Raw genomic sequence first — 18133 nt, forward strand, 5'->3', positions numbered from 1 at the left:
AAGCCGGCTGCCCGAGGACGACAAAACGTCCGACGTCTCGAGCAGTAAGAGGCATTTCCTATGAAACTTGTCAGTAGCGCCGCATATGCGGCATCTCAAGCTATGTGCCGGCGGGGCGTGAACATCTCCCGCTCACATCTATCAGAAGTTGTCGCCGCATTGCTCGGCTACAGGACCTTGGCCGCTCTATACGTCGAAGAGTCTGACCAGAACCTGGATTACCATCTCGACGACGCCGAGCGGCTGATACTGAATATTCCGCTGGGGTTAGTCCGGGCCAGTAGCATTGGCCTGTCCGAGATAGCCGTACATAGTTGTGTCGAAGCGCTGAAGGTAGTGGCCACCGTTCCCGTTCACAGTGGCATATCCGATCTCTACGATGGATACGCGCGAGAGATGCTGGAACTGGCCATCGCCGAGGGCGATTCAACAGCGATGGCAACTGCGGAGAGCAATGCCTCCTTCGAAGAAGGCCCCTACATGGAAGACGAGGCAACGACCAGTGGCGACCTATGGGAAGCTCCAACGGAGTGGAGTATCGAGGCGACCGGCACCATGAGCGGCGAGTACGACCCCGATAGTGATCGCATGTACAACGGACACTCCATGGACGTCTGGGGCAAGCTCCTGTTCTTTAAAGCCGGACGTGCCGGCCTGATCTATATAGAGTGCGAGGATGGCGCAAGCCCGGACGACACCTGGCGCGACGATGAAATCTGATCAAACTTGATCGTAGCCCGGGCCGCCCCGAACAGGGCGGCCCGCTTGCCTTCTCAGCTCTTCGAGTCGCAGCATCCAAAGGTAGAGCTCTAGTGCTATGGCCCTTCGGCATACTTGCGACACCATCGCAATTTGCTATCGCAACTTCACCGCACGAACCGAACTTCGCACGGACTCTGCGGAAGACGGCATTGCACCGCACTCAACAGCAAGCTTGAAGAACTCCTCCGCAGCACGATGAGGGTCCAAGCCGTTTGAGCGAACACAGGATCTCGCGAAGGGCGTTAGGTCGTTTATGTCCCCGCCCGTAAGATAGCCGGAGCCAGTTGCTTCGCTCTTGAACCTTTCAATCACAACAGCAGGAAGCTCTGGGCCGCAAATGAAATACTCAAGATGCTTGAGGAAGCTTGGGTGACCAAGAATTTCATCACCACAAGTACCGTTGCCCTCGAACACCTGTTTGCGCGACTTACCTCGCCCACCGGGGTTGAAGTCAGGATCCGTAAAGAAGGCGATTCGAACCTCCGGTACCGCACCTCGCCCAAGGACACTCTTTGCAAGTAGCCTCATCGGCTCAAGCGATCCACGCAAATCATCGTGATCTGTCCAATCGAACTTGATGGACAAGAACAAAGCTTGCTCTTCATCCGTCAACGCAATATCCGGGTTCCGCATGACATCCTCATCCTTATAACTGTGCCCGCAGTGAAGACCGATAAGATCGCCATGTCCCTCTGACGGAAACAGCGCCATGGACTATTCGCCCACCAGGCTCTCCATTCACTCCAGAGCCACTCCCAAATGTTAGCGCAGAGGACGATCAGGGCGAAGAATTGTAGATTCCAAGGCGGACAGGCCAGCTAGCGCCTACCGCAGAATCCGCTATGCCAGAGCCGCCTTCGCTTGCAGTGACTAACTATGCGTACTACCAGAAAGAAAAGCTGGGAATTCAGACCTGGCACCCGATCCAGGGCATGCGGTTCTGAACTAGCGGACCAGATCCTGATCGGCCGCTGACCTTAAGCGGCCGATCTTCTGCGCCGAATGGTCGCGCAATGGCCCGGCGCAAGGTACAAAGAAAAAATGACGTCGAGTCCGGGCAGGGGGCGCAAGGCCCCCTGCCAGTCCATCTCCCGAGTCAGACCGTGAGCTAGAACGGCAGCCAATCCTCACTGGCGATCAGCCCGTCAAGCCGAGACGCCAGCCGCTCGTAGTAGGCCGCTTCTCTGATCAGCCTATCGGCAGCCCGCCGCCGGCGGGCACGATCCCTCCAGCCGCCACTTGGATTTGCATCAAGCGCTGTCGCCCGAGCCCACAGCTCCGAAGCTCGCTCCCTAGCCCAGGTAGCTTTCCGCTCGTCTATCGTTTTTTTTCATTTGTACTCCGGTCACACGAAGCGGCCAGCCGATAGCTGGCCGTTTGAAGCCGATCAGGCTGGGTCGTTGCCACTGGCAGCCTGCTCTGGGATGACCCCGATCTGCTTGGCCTTGATCTGGCTGGAGAGCAAGGCGCTTGAGACCATGTAGGCAATGGTCGCCAGTACGCCGATCCAGGCATCAATGGACAGGTTGAACATCAGCCAGCCGCCGTGGAAGGCCCAGAAGAGAATCGGGGACCAGATCCCGATTGCCTTCCGCAGCTTGACTCGGTTGACCACCACGTTGTTCTGGAAGTGCGGCAACGGAAGACTGTTTTTCTTGAGGCTCAGGTATGCCCTGATCGTCAGGGGGACCAGGAAGAAGATCATCAGAAGGTTGTAGAGGATGACGCCCATGGTGTGTTGTTCCTTGTTAATTGAATTGCCCGTTTGACTGTTTCCCGCAGCTAGCGACACGTAAGCCGCTGCATGCGATCAATTGATTGGCCTTGAGGTTGCGCCGAACTTACGTGCCACGTAGAGTCTACCCCGTGCGTAGAAGTGGCGTCATCCTGTTGGCATGCGGCCCAAGCCCTCCAACCGTTCATGAACAGCCATACGCCCGTTCCTCGCGGCGTGGTTGCTGCACGCTTGCGACAAGCCCGTGCTTTACGGGGGCTTAGTCAACGTGAAGTTGGAGTTCGCATGGGCTTGGATAAAGACACAGCGTCGGCACGAGTAAGCCGATATGAAAGCGAATCAATGGCCGTCAGCCTTGATTCGCTTTTCGTGCTGGCAGCTGCCCTTGAGGTTCCACCCGCCTACCTTGTTGCAGGCAGCTCAGCGATGGCTGATGCGATCTTGTGCCTGGGAACACTCGGCGAGAAGCAGCAGGCAGAACTTGCTATGGCACTTGCTTCTCTGGCCAAGCTACCGCCCGAGAGACGCCAGGAGTTCATAGACAAGATTGAGAACTCCGGGACCGCCCTATAACTGCCGCGCCACGCTTACTGCGGGACCACTGCACCAAGTTCTCTTGCCAGGTATCAATGAAGCGGCAGCTGCTTCGTTAAAGCATTCCCCGCGCAGCCATCGATAGCGCCTTGTCCGCTGTCACAACGAAGTGATCCAGCAGCCTGACATCGACCAGGCCAAGAGCCTCTTTGAGGCGTGTCGTAATAGCTCGATCTGCAGCCGACGGGTCTGGGTTCCCACTGGGGTGGTTGTGGGCCAGGATCACAGCTCCTGAGTTCAGGACCAGTGCCCGTTGAAGCACGATCCGCGGATAGACATTGACACAGCCTATCGTTCCGGAGAACAGCCGTTCAACCGCCAGCAGCCGGTGTTGAGCGTCAAGAAAGGCCACTTCAAAGTGCTCTCGCGTCTCATGAGCCAATCGAAGGCGGAAGAACGCGCCACAGGTGGCGACGTCACTCATGGCCTGACCTGGCTTACAGGCTCGGCGCTGCAGTATCCGCAGGGCTCGGGCGATTGCCCGGTCATCGCGAAGCTTCGAGGCTGCCTCCATCGCAGCGCACTGGCTACGATCTAGGGGATCCACTCGGGCCTGGAGTTGCATCACCGGTCTCCTGTCTTGCGACCGCCGGCAGTCCTCGCACGGGTGGTCGTCCTCGTCAGGGGCTCACGCGGCATCTTCACTTTTCCGCTTCCTAATTGTGTGTCGCCAGTTTTCGCGGTGTCGCAACGGCCAAGCCTTGAGGCAAAGGCCGCCATCCAGAGGCCCCGGATGCGCTGGGCCAGACCTTCAACTGAGTTCACCATCGTCATTTCCTTTGTAATTGGCAGCAGAAGCGCACAAGGCCCGGACTAGCCGGGCCTTGTGCGTTCTGTATGTCGCTAGTTGGGATCAGGGATCCATGAAGCTGCAGTTGATGCAGTTGTTTGGGGCGGTGCACTTCACCACCCCCGCCAGTACTGCTGTGGCGACCACCATCACGCAGTAGATCAACTCGATCTTGCTGTTCGACATCACGTGTACTTCCTCTAGGGCTGCCAGCGGAGCCCTATCCGCAAGGACTCTCGGTAGCGTCCTCAAGGTCGTAGTACAGGTTTGAAATTTCTTTGATTCCAGTCGAGAGGGGCCCTCGCCTTCAAATCAGGCAGACTTTGCCTTGCGAACGGCCTTTCGAGCGATCTTCTCGGCGCCCTTTTTGGCCGGAGCACTTGCCGCCTTACCCTTAGCGCCGACCTTGCGCGCCTTCTTCAGCACGGCCTTGCCGACCTTAGCCTGCGGCTTGGTTGAACTTGCGGCAGGATACTTCTCGCCGACGTTCGCGGCACTCCAGGCCTTGCCTTCAGCGGACTTAGCCCAAGCGGTGAAGACCTTCGGCGTCAGCCCCCTGCCCGTCCAAGTCTCGCCGCTGGGCAAACGGTACTTCGGGGCTACCTTGCCGAGCGTGCGTCCCTTAGCTGAAGACTTCGAAGGCTTCGCCGCTCGCATGGGTGCGGCTGCGTCGTCATCGCCAGCGCTTCCCACGAGCTTCGCAAGCTGGCGCCGCTGAGCGGCCGTGAGAACTCCCCGAGTACTTCTGGAGAACAGCGATTGCCTGTGGCAGCTCACTGTCACGATTCTCAACAAGCTTCTTCTGCGCTTCGAGCTGCTTGATCTCAGCGTCAATTGATTTAAGAGTCGTCAAGGCCACGAGTCTATTTCAAGGAAGGGGATTCAAGCGCATCTCTGCCGGCAAAATAAAGCCTATTACGACAGCCAAAACCCGGCGCTGCGCGAAGGATGACGGACGCCCTTCAGAGTTGGCGTGCAAGTCCGCGAGCATGCACCGCACCATTAAATCGATCCTTGGTCTGACCCAGACCCCAACGACGTGGGCTATCACTGGTTGCTGGACCAGGCAAGCCTGAGCACGAAGGTCCGTGGCAAGACGTTTGGCTGGTGATTGCTCAAAGTGATTCAGCCCTACGGGCTGCTTTCTCGGCTGGCCAAGATGCCGGGCACCTTGCTGTTGCCGAGCCCTCTATCGGAGATAGACGAGCGCAGTAGCCGACCGATACTCAACACTTGCCTCCCCAGAAGAGCCAGAGGTTTTGATATCGCGCCTCTCTGTTTTGCATTGACTTGTGAGCTGAAACCCACCGCCGTAGAATCGAGCAGCACGGTGGAGAAACGTTCACCATGTGACCCGCTGTGGTTATTTCGCATACCCGTGACCAGGGACCCTGGCAATTGGATATCTAGACACTGCGAGAGAGAGTATGGCAACTGCTGACAATGATCTTCCATTCTTCGAGCGCCCTGATCTTTCCCCGTTTTTGGTTCACCTCACAAGAAATACGGTAAAGACCGACAAATTCACTGCCTATGAGAATCTGGTTAGCATTCTTGGCACTGGTGAGATATTTGGTAGCACAACCAAGTCTGGCTACATCAAGGGCGGGTCATCCGCTGCTTGCTTCATGGATGTCCCGCTGGGCTCACTCAAGTATGTGCTCAATGAGTCCAATACAGATCCCAAGAAGCCTCGATATGAAGCGTACGGGGTGGTCATAACAAAGAGACGCGCGTACAAAGATGGCTGCAGGCCTGTTCTGTACCTTTCAGACGAGGAACTAGGCCTCCTTGGCATTCCAAAAAGTGAGCTGTGGCGTGTCGTAAGACTTGAAGCCGTCGATGGAACAGGCATAAATTGGGTTCACGAACGGGAGTGGCGCTGCGAGGGCAGCTTTACACTTCCATCCAAGCCGATTGCCGTTCTCGTCCAGACGACCAAAGATGCAGTCAGGCTTCGAAACCACATCAACAATGAGCCTGAGTTCTTTAGATCTATACCCAGCTCAATCATCCCTCTAGAAGTGCTATGCCAGGGCCTTCCGTATTTGGCCGCAGAGTAGTCACCAGCAATTTGTTCAGGCCGAAGCTGCTTTGCTGGTCAGCCTAGTTCCAATGTTCAATGTCTACCCGCCATAGGTAGACATCGAACCTAGTAAGCGGCTAGCCATTTCTGTCGCAGGAATGAGAAACGGTTGCCGCTACCGCAGCAGTCCCTTCAAATTTCGTCCCAAAACTAAAGCCAACGGCGATCGAGGCGGTTACTTGAACACCCCACGTCGAAGCGGAACACGGATGGCTTTAGACCGAGTATCCGCTCTTCGCTGTTCTTAGAAGGGTTTGCCCGAAGCCACCTGGCTCCCTTATCTGCCTGCTTGCGAATACATTGATTCCCAAGGACCGCCCGCCACGTGCAGAATTGAGCTGTTTGAGGCCTGACGGCGTCACAACGAGGTAGCAGCCCTCCCCCCACAAAGAATCCGAATCGATATCAACCGGACCCGCATCGCGCCACCAGTAAAGCTTCGCGACCACAATTCCGTTTGCATCCAGGAAAACGCTCAGATTCTCTTCTTGAGAGCGCCAGCGAAGTCTCTCCGCCCAATTCGGGCACAGGGCGAATGGGTAAGCCGCTGTGTCGCACCCCATGTCCACGGAGCAGACAACTCGCCTTATCAGCGTCGGCGCCAGATCATGGTCAAGTGCGACGTACTGGCCTACCCAAACAACTATGGGCAGCTTGGCATAGCAATTGCCGAAGTCTTCACCATCAGTTTCTGCCGAGGGCGCTCTAAAGCGGTAGAGGCGATGCTCTGACAGCCGCGCCTTGAGGATATGGAAGCGGGACACTTCGGCCACAACTTGGCCGTCACGGTGGACTGGGAAAGGGGCAACGTCTCCTTCAACCTCGTCAACCCACTTCCGCGCTCGCTCGGACCAGCCTGCACTGGGGTCAATCAGCGGCAGTCGAATCCATTCGGGGCGAACTCGCGGAAGCGTCCACTGTCGCGGCGGAAGCGGGCAGCCCAACTGTTCCAACAGCACCGGTTTGTCGCGGTCGTTGAGCCTGCCGGCAAGCCGCAGCTCTCCCGCGACGTGGCGGAGGGCAGCAATGGCGATGTAGGCATGGGGCTTCAGGTAAGTGATCTTCATATCAAGGACGCGAAGCTGAGCTTCAAGCCTATCGACGCCAGAGGGCCCAAATGCATCAAGCCCTCCCCAGTTCTGGATGAACATCGCGGCCCGGCGGCGGACAGTCACTTCCTCAATGTCAGCTGCCTTCGCAATGTGACGTGCCGTCGAGCGCAACATATCGGTCCAGCCAAGCAGCGACTCGACGCGCATTGCGCCAGTTCTCTCATCGGTGAATGCCTGGTCGCCCTCTGGCAGATGGCCGAGCTCGAGGCGATAGAAGAGCGGCAACTGAGTCGAGTCTACAGAAACAGTCAGCCCCCACCGATGCGACAATAGCGCGGCTGACTCTGCTACCGCGATGTCAGGGTGACTGACCAGCGTAGCTACGGCGCTGCCCAACTCGGGTTTAAGGTGCTCGCTGTCAGTAGACAACAGCGTTCCGAGCGCCTGCAACGGAGCGTCCAACACACCGTCCATGAGTCGCCGACTGACAGACGTAAACAGAGTTTGACCAAGCCCACCTTGCTCTCCCAGGGTCAGCGTCGTGTTGCGTGCATGGCGCTGAAGTTCTGCAACCGGAAGCCGGTAGGCAAAATGCAGCAAATCCTCCAGAAGCTCGGTGTCGTTGAGCGGTAGCTCGCTGGACTGGAAGGGCCGTCCCAACTGGAACTCGCGAGTGTAGGTCATCTGCTCCTCAAGCAGCGACCAGATGGCCGGCCAATCTGGCATCGCGCTGATTACCGGCAGTATCGAGTCTAGCTCTGCAAGCAGCGACTGGGTGTTTTCCTGGCCCGCTGTCACCGAGTCGACGATGTTCTCAAAGGCGGCAGGGCACGTAGATGCTCCCTGCAAAATCTTCTTCGCCTCAAAGTAGAAAAACTTGCCGCCGCCCATCCACTGGCTCCACGAGCTCCAAGGGTCTTTGCCTGTCTCGTAGCCTTGCATCAGCTTCCTGGCGTACTCGACCTCACCCGCCGCAGCAAACCGCTTCACCATCAGGAAGCGGCAGGGCGCACTGTCTTGCAATTTCTGCCAACGCTCAAACATCCTCTTCGCTAGATGAAGTGGAGCGGTGTCAGCCAGCTCTCTGAAGCGGTAAGGAGCGTTGTAGTTCAGATCGGCGCCATCCGCTTCAAATGCGTGCTCAAGGTCCTCGAGAGTGGCTTCCGCGTCGTACTTACTGGGCGTATACGAGTGTCGAGGTTCCGGTGCTTCTGACTTCCACCGGGCGACCGCAGCTTCGAGATCGGCCGACGAGAACCCATGCTTTCCGGAAGCCGTGCGGATGCGCTGGAGCAGCGCTACCCGTTCATGCGCTCTGCTGGTCACCTCAACGGCGTCCAATAGCATCAGCGCAAGCGCCTCAATCTGATCAGGGCCGGCTGCGTCAGCGGCGACGTTGATGAAGTCACCGACGTGGTACGGGTCCCGGTAGTGAGGTTCCATATAGAAAGGCAAACACAGACCGCACCAGACGGTCGCGCAAACCAGGACGAGTTCAGGGCTTCGCCGGACCATCCCTTTCATGAGCAGGTCGACGCGGTTCGGCCAGCCAATCAAATGCCAATCCGCCAGTGTCTCTGACACCTCGAAGCCGAAGCCGGGCCCGACCTGCATCGCTTCCTCTATCAGCGACATTGTTAGGCGATGCGCGGCCGAGGAACCTTCCGTTTCCGTCATGCCGTCGACCTGGCGCAACAAGTTTGAGACACGTTTGACACGGCCCTCAGGGTCAGCTGCATTCGCAAGGACTAGGATGTCTCGCCAGACTGCGTACTGCGGGTCCTTCTTGGGGGCCAGCGCGTAGCCAAGGCATTGATCGGGAACTGTCGCCAGCAACTGTTTCGCCCGCTCCACGTCTCCGACCGAAGCCAATCCGATGGCCAGATTAGCTAACCCGTCGATCTGCTCGCTCGGTGTACTCTCCTGAAGCTCCACTAGGAGCGCGTTGAGCCGATCAACTGCAGCCGCCCGGTCACCGTCAACCCGATACGCATCGACAGCCAATCTGCGTCGAAGGTAGTCAGTACCACTCAACGTCGATGAGGCAATGGCTGCTTCAGTTTCCCGTAGTACTGCGCGATACTCAGTCTCGCCTCGCTCGGCGCCAAGCCTCAGTAGCGCCTTCACAAACACGGGGGCTGCTTTCAAGGCCTGCTGAATGCGGTATGCGTCGATGCCGTCCTCTGGTGCCAGACGTAGGACATACCCAAGGCAGGCGCGGGCTGCGTCCTGGATGCCGCCTGCAGGCAAGGAGCCGTTATCGTGGGCGCTGCGGCCCAGGAGCACACCTATCGTTGCGGCGTGCTGTTGGAATGGATGAAGGAAGGTGTACTTCGACGGTGCCGGACTCGGCAGCGGCCTATTGAGCAATGTACAAAGCCGTGCGTGATCCATCACTGCGCCGACCAGACCACCCAGCCCAGCCAAGTCCGCTTTGTCATCGGACATGGAGATCATCGGTGCAACCAGCTTGTCGAACAGGGCCTCGGCTAGGTGACGGCGGTCAGCTGCGAATGCAATCAGCGCCATCCGACGGCGGTAGTGGTTGGGCACCTCCCCGAAACCTGGAAGGGCAGTGGCAGCATCAAACAGCGCAAGCGCTTGCGCAATGTCGCCGCGCCGACTGGCCGCGAGCCCCGCGTGAACCATTACCGACGGCTTGTCTTCGTCGGCTACTCCAAGCTTGCTGCACAGTTCCTCTGGATCGGAGTCTGCTTTCTGCACGAGCATCGCCTTTGCGACTTCCCTCCTCAGATGTAGCCGCAGCGCGGCGACAGTTGCCGGATCCATCGGCTCGGTATCGCGCAGCCCATATGTGGCGACGTGATCAATCGCTGCCTGGATCTGCTCGGCGTCTCGGAAGTGGAAGACGCGTCTTGCCCATCTTTCGAACTCATTAACGTTATGGTTCAACCCGTGGTTCTGGAACTTGGGCGTATGGAGCTGCGATAGCGGATCGAGGCCTTCGAACAGCTCCTTCGCTCGCTCGAAGTCGCCTCGCGCAAGCAGGGCGTCGACGACCTCGTAGCCCTGGCCGGGGAAGTCCTTCACGAAGGAGAGTGCTGCATCAATGTTCCCGACCGCCAGCATTGCCAGCGGAAGCTGGTTGGCGTACTCAAGGGCTGACTCGCGCCGCCCCACTTCGTCACGACACAGCAGCAGTCTTACAAATGCAGTCGCGTCGTGCGTTGCACGCACTGCCAGCAGGGCCAGGTGGATATCGGCGTGGATATCGGCGATGGAGCGCCCTTCAGCTAGTTGCTGCCTGAAGCGAGCGGGTATCGCCAATGCAAGTACATCGGCACCGTCGCCGGCACGGGCGCGGTAGCGCAGCTCAAGCCAGTACTGCGCCGATTCAGGCGGCGCGCTCTTCGCCAACTTGGCGAGGTCGCGGTATACGCGCTGCGAGTATTCGGCATCGACGCTCCCGAGGCGGGCTCGCGGCTGAGCGATGACGAACAGCCTAAAGCTGTTGTGGAAGACGCTCCACCCTTGAGATGAACTGACGAGCAGGTGTCGTGCAATGATCAGGGCGCGTTCAATCGCGGGCTCCTTGACTATCATGGCCAGCAGTCGCAGGTCTATGGGTGCCTCGGCCCGAGCGATAAAGCCCAGCACGTCCATTGCATCAGCATCGTATGCGATCTCCCGCCACGCGGCCGCGTATACGGTCTCGATATCGCCGTCGAACGCCATCCCGCCGCTGAGAAGGTCTTTGCGGCCGGCTTCATCAGCGTGCAACAAGGCCTGAATCAGGTATCGCGTTGCGAGCGGGTGGCCATGCGTGAGATTGCTCAGATCCAACCTCGGAATCGCCGCTGGAACGCCTAGCGCATCTGCCATCTGGGCGATCTCTTCGCGGCCGAGAGGCGCCATCAGGACCTGTCGCTCAGTCTTTTCCGCCTGCGCTTTTACGGCGGGCTTCAGATTCGCGAGATCCAGCCGCTGCGTGCCAAGTACGAACACAACCCCATTGGGGATGGCTGCAGGAAGAGGCAGCTCTCCCAGGAACGAATTGGTCGGCCGTTCTTCGCGAGGCACATGGTCGAGCCCGTCGACAACGATGATTGTACGGATCCCGTCGCGAGCAAAGCGCTCGCCAGCCTGCCGCACCAAGACGCCGAATTGTTCGCGACGCTCTGACAGTGAGTCATCGCGAAGACGAAGTCCAACCAAACCGCTGTTTCGCAGTTGGGTACCTACGTCGGCCAGAAAGCAGTCGGCCTCCCCACGGCCCACGCCTTGAGCAGCGCCCGGCACGTACGCCAAATAACGAACGAGCCGTACACCTGCCTCAGTGGCCAGTGCGACCTGCAGGAGAGTGGATTTTCCGGAGCCGGGCGGCCCTATGAGTGAGATGTAGCCCTGGTCGGCGGCATGCAGCGCGGACAGAAGCTTGACCTCAGTGTCACGGTTTCGCTGGACATAAGCGCCGATTGGGAAACGATGGATGAGCAGCGTCTTGGCGGGATCGTCCCATCCAAGCTCACGGAGTAGCTCGTCACGCGTCCACCTATCCTTGTCGCGTTCATCGGCGACTAGCTTTGGCAGTACGCTGGCGATCTCCGATGCCTGTCGCGCCTGCTCAGAGTTCAGCTTATGGGACATGACAAAATTCGCCGCAGCTCCGCAAACCACACGGAGGCTGTGCAAGAACTTTTCGAAGTTGTCATCGTCCAAGCCGGCTTCGCGACGCAGGTGGTCGATTAGTCGTCCCCATTTTGACTTGCACCAATCCGACAGCGACCGATCTGGATGCAGTTGAAACTCTTCAAGGAATGCCGCGCTGTGTGATGGGGTACCGTCACCTGGCTTGTCAGTGGTCGATGGAAAGTCATTGACAACCAAGTGAATCTCAACACGACTTCCCAGATTGTCATTGCGCAAAGATTGCCAAGCATAGACCAATGGCTGCAAGAGGCCATTGGCACCAGTAAGTAACGTCTCAACAGTGAAAGCTTTAGGGAACTTGGACGTCTTGAACTGGTGACCGACAACCAATCCGTCGAATCCAAGCACCAGGTCGTCTGCAATTCCGGCATTGCGATCGGCGACGCCAATCCAACGTAGCTCGTCGCGCTCAAGCGCAGCGTAGATTGCAGCCCCAGAGCGCTCGAATTGTCCGATAAATCCACGAAGAGCTCGGCGTTCGCCTTCCGCCGGTGCCACTGCGGGAGCTGCAACGGCAAACGTCCTTGAGTTTTTGCGCACTTTAGAGGCCATGAGAATGGACTGGATAGGGAAGGTAGATCCCGCCAGCAACACAGAGTGCGTCCAGCACGAGTGGATTTGCCGGCAGCACATCGCGCGCCACTGTTAAGCGCAGTATATCCGCCGTCAGTCACATCCGTCCCTCGCGCGGGTCGTTGCTCGGCCTACCACTGAGATTAGCCCGTAGGCAATCATCCACTGGAAAGTAGGTTAAATTTGTTCATCGAGGGTAGGCCGGATGTGCGCTTACGGCCGGAAGCGGAACTCCGATTTGGCATAGCCGCTGCTAGGGCGGCGGCTATGCACTATCGACATTCTTGGCTGAGGGCTATCAACCAGATGTCAGGCTTACGCAACCGCGAGCAGCTGCGGCTTCTTCGCTCCAGTCTTCAGCTTGTCCAAGTAGTCAGCCCATGCCTGCATCATCCGACGTCGTTCTGGAAGATGCTCAGCGCGGTTGTAGGCTGCTTTGATTGGATTTCGCTCCGCATGAGCCAATTGCCGCTCAATTGCATCTGAGGTCCAACCCATCTCGTGCAGGAGGGTGGACGCCATGCTCCGGAATCCATGACCTGTCATGTCGTCAGTACCGTAGCCCAGCCTACGCAGTGCCGCGTTGACAGTGTTCTCGCTCATGGGATCCCGCAAACTGCGCACTGAAGGAAAGACGTAACGACTCCTGCTGGTCACCGGGTGAAGCTCACGGAGAACCGCCATGGCCTGCTTTGATAGAGGGACGATGTGTGCAACGCCCATCTTCATCTTCTCTGCCGGGATACACCATTGGCCAGTCTCGAAGTCGATCTCGGACCACTCCGCCTTCCTCAGTTCGCCTGGGCGGGCGAACACCAACGGCGCGAACCTGAGGGCACAGAGGGTAGTGAGCTGTCCCGTATACCCGTCAATCGCCCGCAGTAGCTCTCCAATCTTTGCTGGATCCGTGATCGAGGCATAGTGACGGTTCTTCGCGGTCTTCAAAGCCCCTCGCAGGGCGGCAGTAGGATCCCGATCAAGCCGACCGGTGGCCACTGCGTATCGAAACACCTGGCCGCAGATCTGCCGCAGTCGTTGGGTCGACTCAATCTTGTCCTGGGCTTCAAGCCGGCGCAGAACTGCCAGAACCTCTGCAGTGCTGATGTCCTCGATTGAGCGCTTGCCCAGCCATGGGAATGCGTATGTCTCAAGCATCCACTTGGCCTTGGACCGCGTGCTTTCTGCCAGGTCACCTCTTGTCTCAAGCCACTCAAGGGCCACAGCTCCGAAGCGACCATCTGCGGACAGCTGGGCCTTGAGCTTGCCCAGCTGCTTCTCCTCGGACGGATCCTTGCCGTCTCTCAGCTGCGCGCGCGCGGCGTCGCGCTTGTCACACGCCTCCTTCAGGGTCACCTCTGGGTAGACCCCGATGGAGAGCAACTTCTCCTTGCCCGCATGGCGGTACTTCATTCGCCAGTAGCGATTCCCATTGGGCATGACCTGCAGGTAGAGCCCTGCTCCTGCTGCAAGCTTGTAGGGCTTCTCTTTGCCCTTTGCGTTCCTTGCAGCCATATCCGTCAACGACTTATGGGCGATTGGGGGTACATCCTCCTATCTCTCTTGCTTGATTCCCCATGTACCCCCAATTGCACCCCCAGTCTGGGTGGATGCTCATGGACGGCCGGGGACAAAAAAGCACAAAAAAACCCGCTATTTCAGCGGGTTGATTGTGCACCGTGGACATCCGTGGATGCCAGTGGATCGGAGGATGGTGCCGCTTATCCGAATCGAACGGATGACCTACTGTTTACAAGATAGTTGGATTTAGCTGTAAGATCAGCGAGATAGATCGATATATTTTCCCAGCGACCTTGCGTGAAACCACTCAGTCTGCTGGCCTCACTACTTTTTTTACCGGCGGCAGTCCGTGAGTTCCAAGAGCGTCGAAGTCCAGAGGAAGCACCACTTCGTGTGGTCATGGCACCTTTCACGCTGGGCCCAAAACGGGAGGGACGTCCACTACACGACACCGACTGGCAAGATCGGTTTTGACAGCGTCAGAGGTCTTGCTCGGGAGATCGACTTCTACCGCGCCTCCATCCTCACTCCGTTCCAAGTCGAGATCCTAAGGGTGTCCATCGACGCCATTCCCTCTGGCGCGTCAAGGGAGTTTCTCCACTCGATGCTCCAGAAGTGGCTTTCCATCCAGCGCGGTCTGGAGACTTCGGTAATACCAGAGCTAGCCGATGAGTTTAGGCAGGTGAGAGATGCCTTGGAGTGCAACTTCATGGAGACGCTGCACACCGCACATGAGCTAGAAGCCAGGAAGGCGATGGATGCGCTGTTGCAGGACGACACGTCTTTGCTATCTGATACCACGCGGCTGTTGCCGCTTTGCATGTACGTGGGCCAGGCGACCATGCGGACCAAGCACATGCGGGACAGCGTTGCCAAGGTCAGATCGGAGGCGATACAAGAGCCGACCAACAAGGCCTTGGCCGGAGCGTGGTGGTTCCTGAGTTTCGTTTACGGTGCGGCGTTTGGGCAGAGCCTGTATCGGTCACTTGACTCTTCGCGCATTTCCCTGCTGGCTACAACCCCTGAGGCACCTTTCATAATTTCCGACCAGCCGATAGTCAACATGCAACCGGATGTGGCCGCATCGCTTGATATGGTTATGCCACTGTCTCCGCTTCGCGCTATCGCCATATGTGATTCGAACCGATTTTACCCAGGCCTTCACTTCCTAGAGTGCGATGCGGTTGACGCGATTAATCGCCTGCAGACCGAGCGCTCTACGATGATCTTCGCTTCGTCTGAGGAGCAACTGCGTAGGTACTCCACGCCTGCACTTAGTAGCCGGTAGGCGCTGCCGGCTTCACGCCGTGTCATGGCGTGTGGCGATACGGTCTGGAGATGTGCGGTCGATTCGTCCAACTCCCCGTCGTCGACTTCGGCCTGCGATCGCTGGTCGACCTCGCGCCGGCGTTAGCCCAGATCCCGCCAAGCTACAATCTAGCGCCCACACAACTGGCGTCGGTGATCCTTGACCGGGGCACGGGCCGGCAGGTATCCCGGCTCGCGTGGGGCCTGTTACCGTTCTGGGCAAAGGCGAAGAATCTGCAGGGTTCCACGATCAATGCCCGCATCGAGACGGTGGCCACCAAGCCCGCCTTCCGCTCGGCGTTCAAGAAGCGCCGGTGCGTGGTCCCCATGGCCGGCTACTACGAGTGGTCGGTCAGCCTGATAGACGAGAAGAAAGACCCTTGGTTCATCCACGCCACCGGGCCGCTACTGGCCGCCGGTCTGTGGGAGGACACCAGTCCGCTGCTGCCCGATGGCAACCTGGGCACCTTCACCATCGTCACCGGCGACAGCAGCGGGGTGTCGGCCGATATCCACGACCGGATGCCTGTCTGGATCGACCCTGGCCAGCTCGACGCGTGGCTCACGGCTGAGCCGGAGGAAGCGATGGCGATGCTGCTGGCTTCCGAGCCGCCCGCTATGCAGGCTTACCGCGTGAGCCGGGCTGTGAACACCCCGCGCAACAACACCGAGCAGCTCCTGCAGCCCGTAGCCTGAGCGTATGCCGGCAGGCGTCTACCCCTGCCAGCCGAAAGGCGGCTCGATGTGCAGCTTCTTCAACCTGTTCGCCCGCACCGCCTCTCGATAGGCCTCGATCTTGGCCACATCCTCGCGCAGGCGGGTCTCGTGCCTGGTCACCCACATCTCAGCGCCGGCGCGGCCCTGCTCGTAACTGCTACACCGGCGGGACGGCCCGCCGGGACCATGCCGATGCCGGTCGAGACTGGCAATCCAGATCCCATCGTTCACCCGTCGTAGCAGTACGACCACCCACACGCCACTGCAAGCGATGACCGTGGGGGCATCGTCGGGGAGGCTGGCAGAGCGCGTCGTCCAGTAGAAGTCGGGGGGCAGCGGCATGGCCGGCAGGATACGGCTGGGCGTCGCAAACGCTGCGACAAGGGCGCGGGCTGCAGGCGTGAGTGCGTGCGGCGGCAGGGAAGCTGACGGCCCCCTTACGCGCGATAGATTGCAATTTTTGAGGTGACCACGGGAAAGAGGTAACAAAGGTAATCAGCCCATCGAATTCGGTAAGTTAACATTTAAAATCAATTACTTATATGATCTTTATGAAGGTAACAATCGGGTAACCTTGGAGTAACCCGATTACCTTTTGGGGAGGTAACATCGGCAGAGTAAAAATTCCTTATGAATCAATGACATTACTTTGTAGGCGGCAGAAAATTACCTCCCATCACCTCAAAAGGTAACCACCTTTATGCCTTTGCAATCAAAGGCTTAGACCCTGTTCGAGGCCGGGTGTTACCTGGTTACCTCTTTCCCGTGGTCACCTGAAAAATCGGGCCTGTCGACAAGGGCCAGGGAACGCCCGCAGAGGGCCTCGCAGGCGCCCCTTTCGCGCAGGGAACCGCAGGGCCAGGCGTTGGCTGGAAACCCCGGAGAACGCCATACAGGGCCGGGGCTGGGCTTTGCTGCGGGGAGTGCAGAAAAAGCACCCTATGAAGTGCGCAGGCGTGGCGGGGAGACGAGTGCGCGCGTCGGGGTACAGACGGCATGAACCTACGCACACGACCAATCCGGTATGGTCGGGTCCGATCCTCGCCCGTCGCGCTGAATCTGTCTTGCGCTCATAGCCCTGGCGCCCCCAGCCGGGCATCGGCCGCGCTGAATCTGTCTTGCTGCGCCCCTGGCCGGACGCCCCGGCCGGACATCGGCCGCGCTGAATCTGTCTTGCTGCGCCCCTGGGCCGGGCGCCCCGGCCGGGCATCGGCCGCGCTGCATCTGTCTTGCTGGCGCCCCTGGGCCGGGCGCCCCGGCCGGGCATCAGCCGCGCTGAATCTGTCTTGCACCCCAGTGCCGGGCGCCGCCATCGGAATCGAATCGGTTCCCCTAGTTGAGATATCATCCTGGCCGCCGTCTTACACCGCTGATGCCGTTACGCCATTGTTCCACCTCCGTTACGGTAGCGTTCCATATTTGGAATAGGATTGTGCGGGATTTCATGCATATCCGGATATACAATCCTGCTCACCACTCCTCCTTCGCCGTCGTCATTCAGTTGGCTAAACGGCTTGGGACGAAAAAACCGCCGAAAGGCGGTTTTTTCACATCTGCAGGAAGCAAAGATGGCCATTCCAACAGCGGTGTACGTAGACGGGTACAACTTCTACTACGGCCGAATCCGCAGCACGGAGTTCAAATGGATCGACGTCGTGCATCTGTTTGAGATCCTTCTGCGGGATCAAGATCCAGCTAACGACCTTCAGCATGTGAGCTACTTCACAGCAATGGCGCTAGGGCGCTTTGCCACGCATGGAGCCGCGTCCGTTGCCGCTCAAGAGAGCTACCTGCGTGCACTGGAACATCTGCATCCAACGCGGTTCTCAAAGACGCTGGGCAAGCACAGCATGGATAAGAAGGGAACGCTGATCCCCGCTTTCGTCCCTGACAAGCCCTACGATCGCACGCACCGCGTACGCGTGTGGAAGATCGAAGAAAAGCAAACCGATGTGAACCTTGCGCTAGCCATGTACCGGGATGCTGCGTCCGGGCGCTACGAGCAATTGGTGGTCTGCTCGAACGACAGTGATGTCGAGCCAGTACTGAAAGCCATACGCTGCGATTTCCCCAATGTGAGATTGGGAGTGGTGACCCCACGCCACCCGCCTGATAAGCACAAGCCAACAGGACGCGCCGTAAGTTCTTCCCTCGATCAACATGCAGATTGGACAAGGCAGTATCTTCTTGATGAAGAACTGCAGAGAGCGCTGCTGCCCGCCCGGATACACACAGGCAAGAAGCCAATAAACAAGCCGCCGCACTGGTAGCGGTTCGCACTAACTCCCAGTAAGCCGCCCGAAGGCGGCTTGTGTTGAGCTGAGATG

Annotated in this window: 14 protein-coding genes; 6 read left to right on the plus strand and 8 right to left on the minus strand. The window is 58.6% G+C overall.

The features are described from left to right. Positions 1-117: 117 nt before the first annotated feature. The gene (locus N5E02_RS01165; protein ID WP_279945733.1) at positions 118-720 is read left to right on the plus strand and encodes a hypothetical protein; all 603 of its coding nucleotides are present in this window, start codon (positions 118-120) and stop codon (positions 718-720) included. 135 nt (positions 721-855) lie between these two features. Here N5E02_RS01165 and N5E02_RS01170 read toward each other — a convergent pair whose 3' ends face one another. Then, positions 856-1473 carry a hypothetical protein gene (locus tag N5E02_RS01170; RefSeq protein WP_279945734.1) on the minus strand — a complete coding sequence of 206 codons (618 nt, stop codon included), beginning with the start codon at positions 1471-1473 and terminating at the stop codon, positions 856-858. A gap of 676 nt (positions 1474-2149) precedes the next feature. After that, positions 2150-2494, minus strand: coding sequence for a hypothetical protein (locus N5E02_RS01175; protein WP_279945735.1), 345 nt, complete (start codon positions 2492-2494; stop codon positions 2150-2152). Positions 2495-2683: 189 nt separating this feature from the next. Between N5E02_RS01175 and N5E02_RS01180 the strand changes: the two genes are divergently transcribed. Continuing rightward, positions 2684-3070 carry a helix-turn-helix transcriptional regulator gene (locus N5E02_RS01180; protein ID WP_180877563.1) on the plus strand — a complete coding sequence of 129 codons (387 nt, stop codon included), beginning with the start codon at positions 2684-2686 and terminating at the stop codon, positions 3068-3070. A 76-nt stretch (positions 3071-3146) separates the two neighbouring features. On the opposite strand, the gene N5E02_RS01185 is transcribed toward N5E02_RS01180, so the two are convergent. The 3 genes from N5E02_RS01185 to N5E02_RS01195 all read right to left on the minus strand — a co-directional run bounded on the left by N5E02_RS01185 (position 3147) and on the right by N5E02_RS01195 (position 4538). Then, entirely contained in the window at positions 3147-3515 is a 369-nt protein-coding gene (locus N5E02_RS01185) for a JAB domain-containing protein (protein ID WP_279945736.1), read from the minus strand. A 429-nt stretch (positions 3516-3944) separates the two neighbouring features. Then, on the minus strand, positions 3945-4067 hold the full coding sequence (locus tag N5E02_RS01190; RefSeq protein ID WP_258010005.1) for a hypothetical protein: 123 nt from the start codon (positions 4065-4067) through the stop codon (positions 3945-3947). Positions 4068-4193: 126 nt separating this feature from the next. Continuing rightward, entirely contained in the window at positions 4194-4538 is a 345-nt protein-coding gene (locus N5E02_RS01195) for an H-NS family nucleoid-associated regulatory protein (protein ID WP_279945737.1), read from the minus strand. A gap of 770 nt (positions 4539-5308) precedes the next feature. Here N5E02_RS01195 and N5E02_RS01200 point away from each other — a divergent pair. After that, positions 5309-5944 carry a DUF2971 domain-containing protein gene (locus N5E02_RS01200; protein WP_180877561.1) on the plus strand — a complete coding sequence of 212 codons (636 nt, stop codon included), beginning with the start codon at positions 5309-5311 and terminating at the stop codon, positions 5942-5944. A 238-nt stretch (positions 5945-6182) separates the two neighbouring features. Here N5E02_RS01200 and N5E02_RS01205 read toward each other — a convergent pair whose 3' ends face one another. Then, complete coding sequence (locus N5E02_RS01205) at positions 6183-12242, minus strand: ATP-binding protein (RefSeq protein ID WP_279945738.1); 6060 nt, start codon at positions 12240-12242, stop codon at positions 6183-6185. A 336-nt stretch (positions 12243-12578) separates the two neighbouring features. Beyond that, positions 12579-13775: an integrase arm-type DNA-binding domain-containing protein gene (locus N5E02_RS01210; RefSeq protein ID WP_279945739.1), complete on the minus strand. Its 1197-nt coding sequence runs from the start codon at positions 13773-13775 to the stop codon at positions 12579-12581. 355 nt (positions 13776-14130) lie between these two features. Here N5E02_RS01210 and N5E02_RS01215 point away from each other — a divergent pair, with 355 nt between their 5' ends. Together N5E02_RS01215 and N5E02_RS01220 are read left to right on the plus strand one after the other, a co-directional pair. Next, positions 14131-15069 carry a DUF4238 domain-containing protein gene (locus tag N5E02_RS01215; RefSeq protein ID WP_279945740.1) on the plus strand — a complete coding sequence of 313 codons (939 nt, stop codon included), beginning with the start codon at positions 14131-14133 and terminating at the stop codon, positions 15067-15069. Positions 15070-15119: 50 nt separating this feature from the next. Further along, positions 15120-15785, plus strand: a complete 666-nt coding sequence (locus tag N5E02_RS01220) for an SOS response-associated peptidase (RefSeq protein WP_279945741.1) — start codon at positions 15120-15122, stop codon at positions 15783-15785. A gap of 18 nt (positions 15786-15803) precedes the next feature. Here N5E02_RS01220 and N5E02_RS01225 read toward each other — a convergent pair whose 3' ends face one another. After that, entirely contained in the window at positions 15804-16148 is a 345-nt protein-coding gene (locus N5E02_RS01225) for a hypothetical protein (protein WP_279945742.1), read from the minus strand. 1226 nt (positions 16149-17374) lie between these two features. Here N5E02_RS01225 and N5E02_RS01230 point away from each other — a divergent pair. Continuing rightward, positions 17375-18076, plus strand: a complete 702-nt coding sequence (locus tag N5E02_RS01230) for an NYN domain-containing protein (RefSeq protein ID WP_065427877.1) — start codon at positions 17375-17377, stop codon at positions 18074-18076. Positions 18077-18133: the final 57 nt, after the last annotated feature.

Source organism: Stenotrophomonas sp. GD03777, assembly GCF_029842485.1.
Taxonomy (GTDB): domain Bacteria; phylum Pseudomonadota; class Gammaproteobacteria; order Xanthomonadales; family Xanthomonadaceae; genus Stenotrophomonas; species Stenotrophomonas sepilia.